Origin of the sequence: Kaistella sp. (genome assembly GCF_032060305.1) — a bacterium.
Classification (GTDB): Bacteria; Bacteroidota; Bacteroidia; order Flavobacteriales; family Weeksellaceae; genus Kaistella; species Kaistella yananensis.
The window spans coordinates 1-13,851 of record NZ_DAMBHK010000019.1 but is presented as its reverse complement, the minus strand read 5'-3'; the positions used below and the strand labels follow the sequence as shown (position 1 = coordinate 13,851).

At 37.4% G+C, this 13,851-nt stretch carries 12 protein-coding genes; 10 read left to right on the top strand and 2 right to left on the bottom strand.

Features of this window, described 5'->3' with window-relative positions:
* From V5N63_RS11905 to purF, 5 genes are all read left to right on the top strand, one after another.
* Positions 1 to 153 (top strand): phosphoribosylformylglycinamidine synthase subunit PurQ (locus V5N63_RS11905; protein ID WP_442905776.1); only part of this gene is annotated, 153 nt, incomplete at its 5' end.
* Positions 154 to 283: 130 nt separating this feature from the next.
* Entirely contained in the window at positions 284 to 889 is a 606-nt protein-coding gene (locus V5N63_RS04305) for a SatD family protein (protein WP_332032953.1), read from the top strand.
* Positions 889 to 1,590, top strand: a complete 702-nt coding sequence (locus tag V5N63_RS04300) for a DUF3307 domain-containing protein (RefSeq protein WP_332032952.1) — start codon at positions 889 to 891, stop codon at positions 1,588 to 1,590. Before V5N63_RS04305 ends, V5N63_RS04300 begins: the two co-directional genes overlap by 1 nt.
* 39 nt (positions 1,591 to 1,629) lie before the next feature.
* A complete protein-coding gene (gene purC, locus V5N63_RS04295; RefSeq protein ID WP_332030296.1) occupies positions 1,630 to 2,349 on the top strand; it encodes a phosphoribosylaminoimidazolesuccinocarboxamide synthase in 720 nt (239 codons plus the stop codon).
* Between the two features lie 22 nt (positions 2,350 to 2,371).
* Complete coding sequence (gene purF / locus V5N63_RS04290; RefSeq protein WP_332032951.1) at positions 2,372 to 3,862, top strand: amidophosphoribosyltransferase; 1,491 nt, start codon at positions 2,372 to 2,374, stop codon at positions 3,860 to 3,862.
* 61 nt (positions 3,863 to 3,923) lie between these two features.
* Here purF and V5N63_RS04285 read toward each other — a convergent pair whose 3' ends face one another.
* The gene (locus tag V5N63_RS04285) at positions 3,924 to 4,550 is read right to left on the bottom strand and encodes a porin family protein (protein WP_332019430.1); all 627 of its coding nucleotides are present in this window, start codon (positions 4,548 to 4,550) and stop codon (positions 3,924 to 3,926) included.
* A 305-nt stretch (positions 4,551 to 4,855) separates the two neighbouring features.
* The gene (gene aroB / locus V5N63_RS04280; protein ID WP_332032950.1) at positions 4,856 to 5,896 is read right to left on the bottom strand and encodes a 3-dehydroquinate synthase; all 1,041 of its coding nucleotides are present in this window, start codon (positions 5,894 to 5,896) and stop codon (positions 4,856 to 4,858) included.
* An 87-nt stretch (positions 5,897 to 5,983) separates the two neighbouring features.
* Here aroB and V5N63_RS04275 point away from each other — a divergent pair, with 87 nt between their 5' ends.
* From V5N63_RS04275 to V5N63_RS04255, 5 genes are all read left to right on the top strand, one after another.
* Positions 5,984 to 7,153, top strand: coding sequence for a proline dehydrogenase family protein (locus tag V5N63_RS04275; RefSeq protein WP_332020826.1), 1,170 nt, complete (start codon positions 5,984 to 5,986; stop codon positions 7,151 to 7,153).
* Between the two features lie 135 nt (positions 7,154 to 7,288).
* On the top strand, positions 7,289 to 9,736 hold the full coding sequence (gene priA, locus V5N63_RS04270; protein WP_332032949.1) for a replication restart helicase PriA: 2,448 nt from the start codon (positions 7,289 to 7,291) through the stop codon (positions 9,734 to 9,736).
* 153 nt (positions 9,737 to 9,889) lie between these two features.
* Positions 9,890 to 11,347: a D-alanyl-D-alanine carboxypeptidase/D-alanyl-D-alanine endopeptidase gene (dacB, locus tag V5N63_RS04265; RefSeq protein ID WP_332032948.1), complete on the top strand. Its 1,458-nt coding sequence runs from the start codon at positions 9,890 to 9,892 to the stop codon at positions 11,345 to 11,347.
* Between the two features lie 81 nt (positions 11,348 to 11,428).
* The gene (locus tag V5N63_RS04260; RefSeq protein ID WP_332032947.1) at positions 11,429 to 13,363 is read left to right on the top strand and encodes a M1 family aminopeptidase; all 1,935 of its coding nucleotides are present in this window, start codon (positions 11,429 to 11,431) and stop codon (positions 13,361 to 13,363) included.
* A 63-nt stretch (positions 13,364 to 13,426) separates the two neighbouring features.
* A partial coding sequence (locus tag V5N63_RS04255) for an aminotransferase class I/II-fold pyridoxal phosphate-dependent enzyme (protein ID WP_332032946.1) occupies positions 13,427 to 13,851 on the top strand: 425 nt, incomplete at its 3' end.

The window sequence follows — 13,851 nt, the reverse complement described above, 5'->3', positions numbered from 1 at the left end:
TCTTTATTCGGAATTGAAGGTATTGCAAGTAAATCCGGGAAAATTTTTGGTAGAATGGGGCATCCGGAAAGATTTTCGGAAGGTTTGCTGAAGAATATTCCGACCGCCAATTATCATAATATTTTCAAAAACGGTGTGGAATACTTCAAGTAATTAGTGTTTTTTAATTTATAAAGATTTTAAAAATTAAAGTAAATTATAAGTAAATTTCCTTATAAAATAAATTTATTAGCGATTTAGCTTATATTTATGTTTTATAAGGGTAATTGCTTATATTTGTGGAATGATTGCTATTGTTACCGGAGATATTATCAATTCTCAAAATACCGATTCCGAATTGTGGCTTCCTAAGTTGAAAAATTTATTAGGAAGTTGGTCTGCAACTCCCGAAAACTGGGAAGTATATCGTGGTGACGAATTTCAGGTAAAATGCACTGTGGATGAAGTTTTTGCAAAATCAATGATGATTAAATCACTCATCAAAACATTTGAGAATCTGGATGTAAGATTAGCAATCGGCATTGGAAACGAAGTTTTTCTGTCTGATAAAATCACCGAATCCAACGGCTCTGCCTACGTAAATTCCGGGCGACTTTTAAATGATATAACAACCGAAGGACGCACCTTGGCAATAAATACCGAAAATGATAAAGTGAACCGCGATTTAAATATTCTTTTTAAATGGACCTCGATAGATTTCGACAGTTGGTCCATTGCCACGGCGGAAATTATTCACCGCTTGCTGATCAATCCGGAGCTAACGCAAGAAGAATTAGCAAAGGAATTAAGTATTACTCAATCATCAGTAAGTCAGAGAATTAAGCGGTCTCATTTTGATTTGATTCAGGAAACCGATTTGTTTTTTAGAAAAAAAATAGCAGAACTCTAATGATTTTTATTCCTCTCATATTGGCACATTTGTTAGGAGATTTTCTTCTACAGCCCAATTCGTGGGTTGCTGATAAAGAGCGGAAAAAAGCCGGAAGTGTTTATTTGTATTTGCATATTTTGCTTCACACAGTTTTGGCTTTTGTTTTTTTATGGAATATTGAACTTTGGTGGATCGCTGCAACCAATGGCTTTTCGCATTTTTTAATCGATTGGGCAAAACTAAATTTTCAAAATGCAAAAACCAAACGAACCTGGTTTTTTGTCGATCAATTGCTTCATGTTTTAGTTATTGTCGCACTATCGATGTTGTATTTTCCATATTTCATGTGGGAAGATTTCTTTAATTCTGAATCTTTAAAACTCATCACGGCCGTGGTTTTTTTAACGGTTCCATCTTCTATTTTTATCAAAACATTAATCTCGATTTGGACTCCGGTTACCGTAGAACACAGCAAATTACAAACGGAATCCCTAGTGAATGCAGGGAAATACATTGGAATTCTCGAAAGACTTTTGGTTTTTGTATTCATTCTTGTCGACCATTGGGAAGGCGTGGGTTTTATGATTGCCGCAAAATCGGTTTTTAGATTTAGTGATTTGGCAGAAGCAAAGCAAAGAAAACTGACCGAATACGTATTGATAGGAACTTTACTAAGTTTCGGAATCGCTGTATTGACAGGGATTTTAGTTAAAATTTAAATTAAAAAAACAGTTGAAATAATCAAATAAAAAATAAAAATGACAAAAGGAGCAATGCTTTATGAAGGAAAAGCAAAACAAGTTTTCGAAACCGATCAGCCAAATGAAGTGATTGTTCGTTTCAAGGATGATGCGACCGCTTTTAACGCACAAAAAAGAGGAAGTGTAGATTTGAAAGGCGAGATGAATAACGCCATCACCACCTTGATTTTCGAATATTTGAATGAGAAAGGAATTCCGACACACTTTATAAAAAAAATCGATGAGAGAGAGCAGTTGGTTAAGAAAGTGAACATTATTCCCTTAGAAATGGTGGTAAGAAATTATTCTGCCGGAAGTATGGCGCAAAGATTAGGAGTGGAAGAAGGCATAAAATCACCAGTCACCATTTTCGATATTTGCTATAAAAAAGATGAGTTGGGAGATCCGCTTATCAATGATCATCATGCAGTTTTCTTGGGGGCAGCAACGTACGAAGAACTCGATGAAATGTATGAACTTACTTCAGATATCAACGAGATTTTGATCGATCTTTTCGATAAAATGAATATTATTTTGGTTGATTTTAAAATCGAATTGGGCAAAACTGCAGACGGAAAAATTGTTCTTGCCGACGAAATTTCACCCGATACTTGCAGACTTTGGGATAAAGATACGATGAAAAAATTGGATAAAGACCGTTTCAGAAGAGATTTGGGCGAAGTTACAGAAGCTTACGTTGAAATTTTTGAAAGATTGAAAAAGGTACTGAACAAATAATTTTTTTGGAGAAAAGTAAAAAATGAAAGATTTACAACAACATAAAGTAAATTATTTAAACCAGTTCAAAGAAAGAACATACGGAAGAAATTTGCTGAAATCAGAAGACCTTTTTGATGCACCCTCTGAAGAATGCGGAATCTTCGGGCTGTACTCCGATAAGGATCTAGATACCTTTTCACTTTCGCAGTTCGGCCTTTTTGCATTGCAACATCGCGGTCAGGAAGCTTGCGGTATTTCGGTGATGAAAAACGGAAAAATAGTCAATGTGAAAGATGAAGGTCTCGTGCTCGATGTATACAAAAACATTCGTGAACCCGAAACCTTCATGGGAAATTCCGCGATTGGGCATACAAGATATACCACGGCGGGCGACAAAAAGAAGTATAATTTTCAACCTTTCTTTGCGAAAAACGAATACGATCAAATCATCCTTTCCATCGCTCATAATGGGAATTTGACCAATGCTCATGAACTTAAAAAAGAACTCGAAGCAGAAGGAGTTGTTTTCAAGGCAACTTCCGATTCTGAGGTAATTTTAAGACTCATTCAGAAAAACTTGGATCTCGGGTTGCGAGGAGCCATCAAAGCCACGATGGAAAAGATAGAAGGTGCTTATTCAGTTGTAGGAATGACTCGAAATAAATTCTTTGCATTCCGGGATTTCCACGGGATTCGCCCTTTGGTTTTGGGAGCGATTGATGAGAAAACCTTCGTTGCAGCATCGGAATCTGTCGCTTTAGACGCTGTTGGTGCGCAATATGTTCGAGATATTTTGCCGGGAGAAATCGTTTATACCAGCGAAAATGAAAAAGGTTTAAAATCTTTCTTGGTTAAAGAAAATTGCGAGAAAAGAATCTGCGCTTTTGAATATATTTATTTTGCTCGTCCCGATAGTGTTTTAGAAGGGATTAATGTTCATGAAATTCGCGAAAAATCTGGGATGAAAATTTGGGAACAAGCTCCTGTGGAAGCTGATATTGTGATCGGTGTTCCCGATTCCGGAGTTCCGGCAGCGATTGGTTTTTCCACTGCATCGGGAATTCCGTTCCGTCCGGTTCTAATTAAAAATAGATACATCGGGAGAAGCTTCATCGTTCCGACGCAAGAAATGCGGGAAAGAATAGTGAATTTAAAACTCAACCCTATTCTGTCCGAAATTAAAGGGAAAAGGGTGGTAATCATCGATGATTCTATTGTCCGAGGAACCACTTCAAAGCGTTTGGTGAAAATTTTGAAAGATGCTGGAGTAAAAGAAATCCATTTCCGCAGCGTTTCACCACCGATTATTGCGCCATGCTATCTTGGGATCGACACGCCTTCGAAAGACGATTTAATTTCCGCCAATATGTCGGTAGAGGAGTTGCGAAATTATTTAGGTGTAGATTCGTTGGAGTTTTTAAGTATGGATAATCTGAAAGTTATCCTGGGAAGTTCCAACCATTGTTTCGGTTGTTTTACTGAAGAATATCCGGTTCCGGCGGGGCCAAATCCAGATTATACTGATGAATAAATAAAAAAAGGTTGGGAAATTTCCCAACCTTTGTAATATTAAGTGTAATATGATTGTTGTCTTAGAATTTATAAGCTAAACCAACTTGGAATACGTTGTTTTTTACAGCATCAGAACCACTTGGTCTGTCTTTCGCGATATCAGTAAAACCAGCCACGTATCTTGCAGTTAAACCTACATTAGGTGTAAAATAGTAACCTGCACCAAGACCTACACCAAAGTTAAATTTGTTAAAATCATCAGTATCTAAATCACTTTCGAAAACATTTTGAGGAGTTCCGTTTTCAGTACTTTTATATTTGTCTCTTGCGCTAACCATGAATCCAAACTCAGGTCCAGCTTCAAGGTAGAAAGATGGAGTTGCATTGTACTGGAACATTACTGGCACTGTGATATAATCTAAATGTCTTGCATATTCGTTTCTGTAAGTTGTTCCTCCTATTTCAGTCTCTGTTAGAGTTACTTTAGAACCTAAATTGTTGTACAATAGCTCTGGCTGGATGCTGAAGTTTTCAGCTATGGGAGCATTCATAAATACACCTGCATTGAAACCAATTTTCGATGCTTGATCACTTAATTCAGAGTCTGTAGAAAGTGAAGAAACGTTCATCCCTGCTTTAATACCAAATTGTTGTGCGAATGTTAATGAACTCATTGCGATTGCTGCACCTAAAAATAACTTTTTCATAATTTTTAAATTTTAATTAATTTTTTGAGAATTTGATAATTTCATGCTTGAGTTGGTAAAATTCTATGGTTAAAAATTTAATTCGACTCAAAATGCTTATCAATTCACATTTTAAATTTTGTTTTACGCTTGGTTATTCACAAACGCTGTGCCAAAAATCTTTCAAAATATAAAAATTTAAACAATGGTTTAAAAATATTCTAATGTAATATACTGATTAGCAAATAATTACTTAATCTATATTTTGTTTAAACCGGGCTGTTTTTTTAGATGATATTATGTAGTAAATAGTAGTAAAATAGGTTTTAATTCAAATTTCGATAATAATGGAGGGCAGAAATAAGCGTTGTTTCTGAGATCTCACAGTCGAAATTTCCCTCGCCTATAGTGTTGAGAAGCGAGAAACTAATATTCCCGCCTAAATTCTTCTTGTCGTTCATCATTAAAGACAATATTTGTTCATCAGAAAACTCACTGATGGATATATAAGGATAAAATTTCGTGATGTTTTTGATAATATTTTCTGCGGATTCTTCAGAAATTAAATTGATCAGAAACGCCAGTCTGGTTTCGCAAATCATTCCCAAAGCTACCGCTTCGCCATGCGGGATCGCAGTTCCGTTCTGTAAAAAAAGACTTTCAACGGCATGCCCAACCGTGTGTCCGAAATTAAGCGTCTTTCTGATGTGTTGCTCTTTAAAATCCTGCGCTACAACGCTTTCTTTAATCTTCATCGATGTTTCGATAAAAGGAAAAATAGCTTCCGGATTCAGGTGTTCTATTGAAATAAGATCATTCCAGTGTTTGTGATCTGCAATTAAACCGTGTTTCAGCATCTCTGCAAAACCGCTTCTCAGCTGAGCAAAAGGCAATGTAATTAAAAAATCGCGGAAGACAAAAATCTGTTCCGGCTCCGCAAAAGTTCCGATAATATTTTTCAGAAAGTGGTGATCAATCCCTGTTTTACCGCCAATTGACGCATCACACATGCCCAGAAGCGTGGTGGGAAGATTAATAAACCGGATGCCCCTTTTGTAGGTAGAAGCTACGAAACCGCCCAAATCCGTAATCACGCCACCGCCCAGATTTATCATCAAAGATTTACGGTCGGCTTCAAACTCAGCCAGGATTTCCCAAAGCTGTGTTGCCGTTTCAATGGTTTTCAGTTCTTCACCGGCTTCAATTTCAATGATTTCAAAAGGAATTTCGGTGGCCAGATTTCCTAAAAGTGTGGGAAGGCAGTGTTCATGCGTGTTTTCATCTACCAGAATAAACAGTTTTGAAGGTTTTAAACTTTCAAGAAAAATGTTGAGGTCGGAAAAATTCTGGTCTAAAACTGAAATCATATTATGAAATTTTTCACAAAATTAAACTTTAAATTCGTTTTTTCAATTCATATAGTATCGTTAAATTTGCTCAATTTAAATTTACTCATGAGCATTTTCAATAATACACAAATTGCCTTTGCAGACAAGACTGATGCACAACTCCGCAAAGCGTACTGGATGTTTAAAGCCATTGAACAGCCCGTTGTTACAAAATTAGGAATTTCGGCCCTGAATTTTACGGTAGAGAAAGATTTTCCTTTCGTTACGGATATTGTGAAGAAAACCCTTTTTGAACAGTTTTGTGGCGGCGAAACCCGTGAAGAGAGCATGCAGGTGGTGAAGCAAATGTTTAAACGTCACGTCGGCAGTATTTTCGATTATGCAATTGAAGGAAAAGCAGAAGAAAGTGTTTTTGATGAAACCTGCGAAGAGATTAAGCAGAATATCAAGTTTGCTGAAGGAAATCCGGCAATCCCGTTCGTAGTCTTCAAACCTACAGGTTTTGGCAGAATTGAAATTTATGAAGAAGTAGGAAAGAAAGTAGAATTAACCACGTCTCAAAAAGAAGAATGGGCCAGAGTGGTAAAAAGATATGAGGAGGTTTGCCAAATGGCATTCGACAGAAATGTGGTCCTGATGATCGATGCTGAAGAAACCTGGATGCAGGACGCAACCGATGATTTGGTAAACCAAATGATGGAGAAATTCAACAGAGAAAAAGCAATCGTGTGGAATACCATCCAAATGTACCGCACCGGCCGAATGGAATATCTTGCTGAAGATTTAGAAAGAGCCAAAGCAAGAAACTATTTCCTGGGTTATAAATTCGTCCGCGGCGCTTATATGGAAAAAGAACGCGAGCGTGCAGCTGAAATGAATTATCCAGATCCGATCCAACCCACAAAACAGGCTTCAGATGATAACTACAATGCCGCGATCAATTTCGTACTGAATAATTTAGACCGCGTTTCCGCGTTTTTTGGCACCCACAACGAAAAATCTACCGAACTTGTTATGGATAAGATGCGCGCCATGAATCTTCCGCACGATCATCCGCAGATTCATTTCGGTCAGCTTTATGGAATGAGCGATAATATCACTTATTATCTGGGGGAAGAAAAGTATAATGTCTGCAAATATCTTCCGTACGGTCCCGTGAAGGACGTGGTTCCTTACCTTACCCGAAGAGCACAGGAAAACACTTCAGTCGCAGGACAAACAGGTAGAGAATTAGGACTCATCAATAAAGAACTGAAACGTAGAAAAAACAAATAATCTCATAAGAGAAATTAATATCGAACGGGCTTTAGCCCGTTTTTTTATTTAGAAAGTTCCGTGGCTTTAGCCAAAATTATTTCTAAATTTGTCAACCGTACCCATACAAACTTTTACCCAATTAAACCGATCATCTTGAATTTCGCCCAAATTATTTTACCGCTTAATCTTAAAGGAACATTTACCTATAAAGTTCCGGATGAATTATTGGGAAATTTTGAAATTGGGATGCGGGTGCTGGTTTCCTTCCGCGGAAAGAAAATTTATACGGGAATCGTTGCTGAAATTCATCAGAACGATCCCGAAACTTTTGTTCCCAAAGAAATCATCAGCATTCTCGATGATTCGCCGATTCTTCCTAAAGAACAGATTGATTTTTGGCACTGGATTTCAGAATATTATATGTGTAATCTCGGCGAAATTTATCGTTTAGCTTTCCCGTCTTCTTTGAAACTTGAAAGTGAAACCTATTTGAAAATTAAGCCGAATGTGAAGGTTGATTTCGAAAATCTGGATGTGAATGAAATGTATCTCATTCAGGCTTTGGAGGTCCGCCAGCTCATCAATGTTACTGAAATTGAAGCTTTTATCCCTAAAAAAGATATTGTAAAGACCGTAAAATCATTAATCGATCTGCAGTATATTGAAATCGATGAAAAGATTGCAGAAAAATACAAAGCCAAAGAAATCGCGTACCTGCGCGTAAACGAAGAAGAACTTGCCGGCAACAGTCTTCCGCAAATCCTTCTTGCGCTGAAACGGTCGCCTAAACAGCAGGAAATGTTTCTCGCAATTCTCGAGAAACAGACTGAAAATCCCGAAAAACCCATCAGGAAATCTGAAATTTTGGATGAAGGAAATTTTTCCCATTCACAACTGAAATCTTTGGTTGATAGAAATTTGGTCCAGGAATATTTTCTTCAAAAAGATAGATTAGAAGCATATCAGGGCGAAATTGAAGAGATCGAAAAATTAACGCATGAACAGTTACAGGCTAAAAAAGAAATTGATGAAGCCTTTGATGAAGGAAGAAATGTGCTCCTTCACGGCGTAACCTCTTCCGGGAAAACGCATATCTATCTTGAGAAAATTGAAGAAGCTGTTGAATCCGGAAAAAATGTTCTTTTTCTGCTTCCTGAAATTTCTCTCACCAAGCAAATTGTGCAGCGTTTAGAAAAAAAATACGGCAAAGAACTGGGTTTTTATCACCAGAAACTTACCGATTTCGAAAGGGTAGAAGTTTGGCGCAGAATTAAGAACAATGATATAAAAATCCTCATCGGAACACGCATTGCGTTATTTTTACCTTATCAAAATCTGGGATTGATTGTGGTGGATGAGGAACACGATTCCGCTTACAAACCGCGGGAAGTTTCTCCGTTTTTCAATGCCAAGGATGCGACGCAAATGCTATCGAAATTTTATGCTGCGAATTTGATCCTCGGTTCTGCAACACCGTCTGTAGAATCTTATTATCTCGCGAAAAAAGATAAATTGAAGTATATCTTTCTCGGCGAACGTTTCGGAAAAGTAAAACTGCCGGAGTTTGAACTCATCAACTTTAAAGAAGAGCAGGATTCCAAGAAAATTATTGGTAATTTTTCTTTAAAACTGATTGACGAAATTAAAAAAGAGCTGGAAAGAAAAAAACAGACCATGATTCTCCACAACCGTCGCGGTTATGCCAATGTGATTGAGTGCGAAACCTGTGGCTATGTAAATTATTGCTCAAATTGTGATGTGGTAATGACGTATCACAAATATTCGAACGAAATGAAATGTCATTATTGTGGGCAAAAGGCTTCAAAACCAAAGGTTTGCCCTAAATGTCATTCCGAAAACCTTAACGAAAGAGGCGTCGGTGTTGAACAGATTCATGAAGAAATTTCGCGGCTTTTTCCAGATTCAGAGGTTGACCGGATGGACGTAGACTCCATGCGGAAAAAGTTTGCCTACGAAAAATTATACGAAAAAATTGAGGAAGGCGAAACCGATATTATCGTTGGAACTCAGATGATTTCGAAAGGGCTGGATTTCGATAATATCGAACTGGTGGCGATTCCCAGAGCAGATTCTATGCTTTATGTACAGGATTTTCGCGCAGAAGAACGCGCATACCAACTCATCACGCAGGTTTCCGGTCGGGCAGGCAGAATTTCTGGAGAAGGAAAAGTTCTTATTCAGACCTATAATCCTCAACATTCAGTTTTTCAGTTGATTAAAGAGAATAATTCTGATAAAATTTATAAACATTTTCTCGAAGAAAGAAAGAAATTTCTTTATCCGCCTTTCGTAAAACTCATTATGATTGAACTGAAACACCGCAAAGAAGACAAGGTAAACCGTTCTGCTCAGTTTCTGGGATCGGTTTTAAGAAAATATCTGCCTGAAGAATGTATTTTAGGTCCCGAAAAATCGCCTATCGGAAAACTTAATCTGATGTACCAATATCAGATTTTACTCAAACTTCCAAGAGGGAAAAAATATTCGGAGATGAAAAATTTAGTTTTACAAAGTTTGGAAGAGTTTGATGAAGTTACTGCTTACCAAAGCATCAAAAAGATGATTTTTGTCGATTTTTAACGATTTTTAACATAATTTACCTGCTTTTGGGATTGTTAAATCCTTGTGTTTCAACAATAATGTATATTTTTGACCGTTGAAAATATGTTTTGCATTTCATGTTTTCAATTTTTAAACTAAAAGAGTTTTCAGATAATCAAATAAATATATTAAATGATTAGACTTAAAAATATCTTTCTTGCCCAGGCATTAGCGTTTTCAGCAATTGCATTCGGGCAGGGAACATTCGCGTCAAATTACCCCCAAACTTACGATAACCGACCAAGCAGCACCGTTAAAGATTTCAGTTCTCCTGAAAAATTAATGTCTGCGAAGGAACTTGTGGACATCAACATCAACGCGATGATGAATGATCCTGTACTTCGTAATGCGAACTGGGGATTTGTAATTTATGACCCCAAAACGAAGAAAGTCGTAAGTTCCTATAACGAAAATGCCTCATTAATTCCTGCTTCTACCACAAAACTACTTACCACTGATACTGCGGTAAGTTTGCTGGGTGAAAACTTCCGTTGGATTACACAATTGGAATATTCGGGGGAAATTGATGAGAACGGGCATTTGCACGGGAATTTGTACATCGTAGGAAGTGGTGATCCATCTTTGGGAACCAACAAAGCTGGGGCTTCATCGTATTCAGCAATTGTGTCTGATTTTATCGCTGCAATCTCGGAAAAGGGTATTAAAAAAGTAAACGGTGATATCATCATTCAGACCGGAATATTCAAAATAAATAAAACACAGACACTCCCGGAAAATATCGTGTGGCTGGAGAATGGTAATTATTACTTACCGGCAGGTTCTACATACGAAATCAATCCGCAGAATGAAAGACTAATTGCAAAGCCTTCAAATCCATTTGCTGAGAATAAGAATTTCTATTACATCTCTCCGTATATAAAGCAGATGGTATATGCCGATAAATTCGATGGGCTTTCATTAACAACGAAAGTTGCAGATCCACCGGCATACCTTGCAAATTCACTAAGAACTTCTATGATTAAAAAAGGTGTGGGTGTTACAGGAAAAGTAATTACCAAAATCACAGACAGTAATCCCGAAAAAAGAGTGGCTATTACTGCTTACCAATCACCAACTTTAGCGGACATTATATACTACACCAACCAGAGAAGCGATAATAATTTAGCCGAGGCTACGCTGAGGATGGTAGGTTTTCAGAAAAAGGGAGATCAAACTTTGGAGTCGGGTAGAAGTGTTGTTGTGGAGCATTTAAAAGCTAATGCATTCGAGACCGAAGGGTTGAATTTTATGGATGGCAGCGGACTTTCCCGAAATAATCTTGTGACTCCAATTTCCCAGGTAAAGTTTTTAACCAATATTATGGATGAAAAATATTACAAAACTTATTTCAATTCTTTACCAATCGCAGGACAGACCGGAACGTTAAAAAGTATGTTCAACGGTGAAGGAAACGGCCAGATTTTCGCCAAAACCGGAACATTAAATAAAGTAAAGACCTTAGCAGGTTATATGAAAACCCATACCGGAAAAACATTGGTTTTCTCATTACTCATCAACAATTATGCAGGATCAGTAGATCAGGTAAAAGGCAGGATGGAACAGATTCTACAACCTGCGCTGAATCTTTAATCTTTAAATAAATCGCTAATTTATTAACCTTTCAATAATTATTGAAAGGTTTTTTTTAACTTTATCGCAAAATAGTATTAAATGAAAAAAATTTATGTAATGCTGCTTGGATTGATTTTTGTGCAGATTTATGCACAAAAAAATGAAGAAGCAGAACGCAAGAGCATGATCAAAAAGGAGCTGCTAAAGTATTCTAAAATGGTCGATTACAATGTAAATCCAAATACGCTGAATTATGATTTGAGATATCAGCGTTTGGAACTTGATTTAGATCCTGCACAACAATTTGTGAGTGGTACCGTAACAAGTCATTTTGTTCCGAATCAAAATATATCGAGTATTTATTTTGATTTATCTGATGCACTTACTGTTTCGGAGGTTAAATATCATGGTGCCATTCTGCCTTTTACGCAACTTGCAACGAAAGAACTTAAAATTGATTTTCCTGCCGTAATTCCCTCGTCTTCTCTGGATTCACTATCTATAAAATATTCTGGAGCTCCGGATACCGGAGGAAGTGCAGGTGATGCCTTTACTGTTTCCACACAAAACGGAACTCCTGTTCTGTATACGCTTTCAGAGCCTTATGGAGCTCAGGAATGGTTTCCTACAAAGCAAAGTTTGAATGATAAGATCGAAAAAGTTGATCTAAAAATTAATACCCCATCACAATATAATGTTGCATCAAACGGAAAATTATATTCAGAAACATTGCTGCCCGGCAACAGAAAACTTACTTTTTGGCAAACCAATTATCCTATTCCAGCTTATTTGATAGCTTTAGGTATTACAAATTATACGAAACTCAACGACACAATGGGAAGTCCTGCATTCCCTTTTGTTAATTATCTTTACCCATCCACCACATCGAATTCTACGGTAATATCTAATATTGAATGGACGAAAACCGTGATGAATACTTTTGAGCAGTATTTCGGGCCATATCCCTATAGGAATGAAAAATACGGCCATATGCAGTTCGGATGGGGTGGAGGTATGGAGCACGCTACCATGTCATCAATGGGATCCTGGGGAAGAGGAATTATTGCACACGAACTGGCACACCAGTGGTTTGGCGATAAGGTAACCTGTGGAGCATGGAACGACATTTGGCTTAACGAAGGTTTTGCAACATTCGGTGAACATCTGGCTAACGAAAAATTATTGATGACCAATTCTCAGTTTATGAGCTATCTGAGTTCCGAAATGAACTATATAACAAGCTCTTCTGGTGGTAGTGTATATGTTTCCGATACTAATCTGGGAAACACGGGAGCTATTTTCAGTGGGAGGTTAAGTTATTCTAAAGGTGGCTATGTGGTAAGAATGATCAAGTGGATTTTAGGTGACGATGTATTTTATTCTGCATTGAAGGATTATCACTCAAGACCCGAACTGGCCTACGCCTATGCAAAAACTGCCGATCTCAAAAACTCGCTTTTAATGTCAACGGGAAAGGATTTCACTGAGTTTTTTAATGATTGGATTTACGGGCAGGGACATCCAACATATCAGATCCGCTGGAACCAAACGTCTGATCAGATGCTGAGATTCAAGGTCAGTCAAACAACCAGTCATTCATCGGTAAATTTCTTCGAAATGCCTTTGCCTATTAAAGTAAACGGTACTGGCGGACAGGTGGCCTACCTTGTTCTTAATCATACTACTAAAAATCAGAATTTTGCGGAACAGATCAATTTCCCCGTTTCCTCTGTTCAGTTTAATTATGAAAACCAAATTCTTCAGAGGAATTCTACAGTAGCAAAAGATACCACTATTCTTGCAGTAAATGATTCCGCGAAAGATCCTGTAAAAGTCTATCCCAATCCCGTGAAAAATTCCCTTTCGGTATCCGGAATTACAAAAGACCAGCAATACGAAATTTACAGTATGGACGGTAAAATGATTAAAACCGGCACCTATTCTTCCGGCAAAACAATTGATGTAAATACATTAACAAAAGGAGTTTACCTTCTTAAGATCGAGAACCAGAATCTCAAATTTATTAAAGAATAAAAACAAAAGCCTTCAGAAATGAGGGCTTTTTTCATAAATTAGCGTTTCTTAAAAAATTCAACTATGATTTCTAAAAATTTTCTGGAAAGCCTCCAGAGCGAATTACAAAATATAAAAAACGAAGGGCTCTTTAAAACAGAAAGAATCATCACTTCCCAGCAGTCTGCTGAGATTGAAGCGAACGGGAAAAAACTCTTAAATTTTTGCGCTAACAATTATTTAGGACTTTCCAACCATCCCGAAGTAATGAAAGCTTCGCAGGATATGATTGAAAGCCACGGTTACGGAATGTCGTCTGTCCGTTTTATCTGTGGAACTCAGGATATTCATAAAGAACTGGAGGCTAAAATATCCAAATTTTTAGGAATGGAAGATACCATCCTTTACGCGGCTTGTTTCGATGCAAATGGCGGTGTTTTCGAACCCTTATTTTCAGAAGAAGACGCTATTATTTCGGATGAACTGAATCACGCTTCCATTATTGATGG

Excerpts from the sequence above, each read along its gene's own strand:
- V5N63_RS04305 (WP_332032953.1), top strand. The coding sequence starts at position 284 with ATGATTGCTATTGTTACCGGAGATATTATCAATTCTCAAAATACCGAT.
- V5N63_RS04300 (WP_332032952.1), top strand. The coding sequence starts at position 889 with ATGATTTTTATTCCTCTCATATTGGCACATTTGTTAGGAGATTTTCTT.
- purC (WP_332030296.1), top strand. The coding sequence starts at position 1,630 with ATGACAAAAGGAGCAATGCTTTATGAAGGAAAAGCAAAACAAGTTTTC.
- purF (WP_332032951.1), top strand. The coding sequence starts at position 2,372 with ATGAAAGATTTACAACAACATAAAGTAAATTATTTAAACCAGTTCAAA.
- V5N63_RS04285 (WP_332019430.1), bottom strand. The coding sequence starts at position 4,550 with ATGAAAAAGTTATTTTTAGGTGCAGCAATCGCAATGAGTTCATTAACA.
- aroB (WP_332032950.1), bottom strand. The coding sequence starts at position 5,896 with ATGATTTCAGTTTTAGACCAGAATTTTTCCGACCTCAACATTTTTCTT.
- V5N63_RS04275 (WP_332020826.1), top strand. The coding sequence starts at position 5,984 with ATGAGCATTTTCAATAATACACAAATTGCCTTTGCAGACAAGACTGAT.
- dacB (WP_332032948.1), top strand. The coding sequence starts at position 9,890 with ATGATTAGACTTAAAAATATCTTTCTTGCCCAGGCATTAGCGTTTTCA.
- V5N63_RS04260 (WP_332032947.1), top strand. The coding sequence starts at position 11,429 with ATGAAAAAAATTTATGTAATGCTGCTTGGATTGATTTTTGTGCAGATT.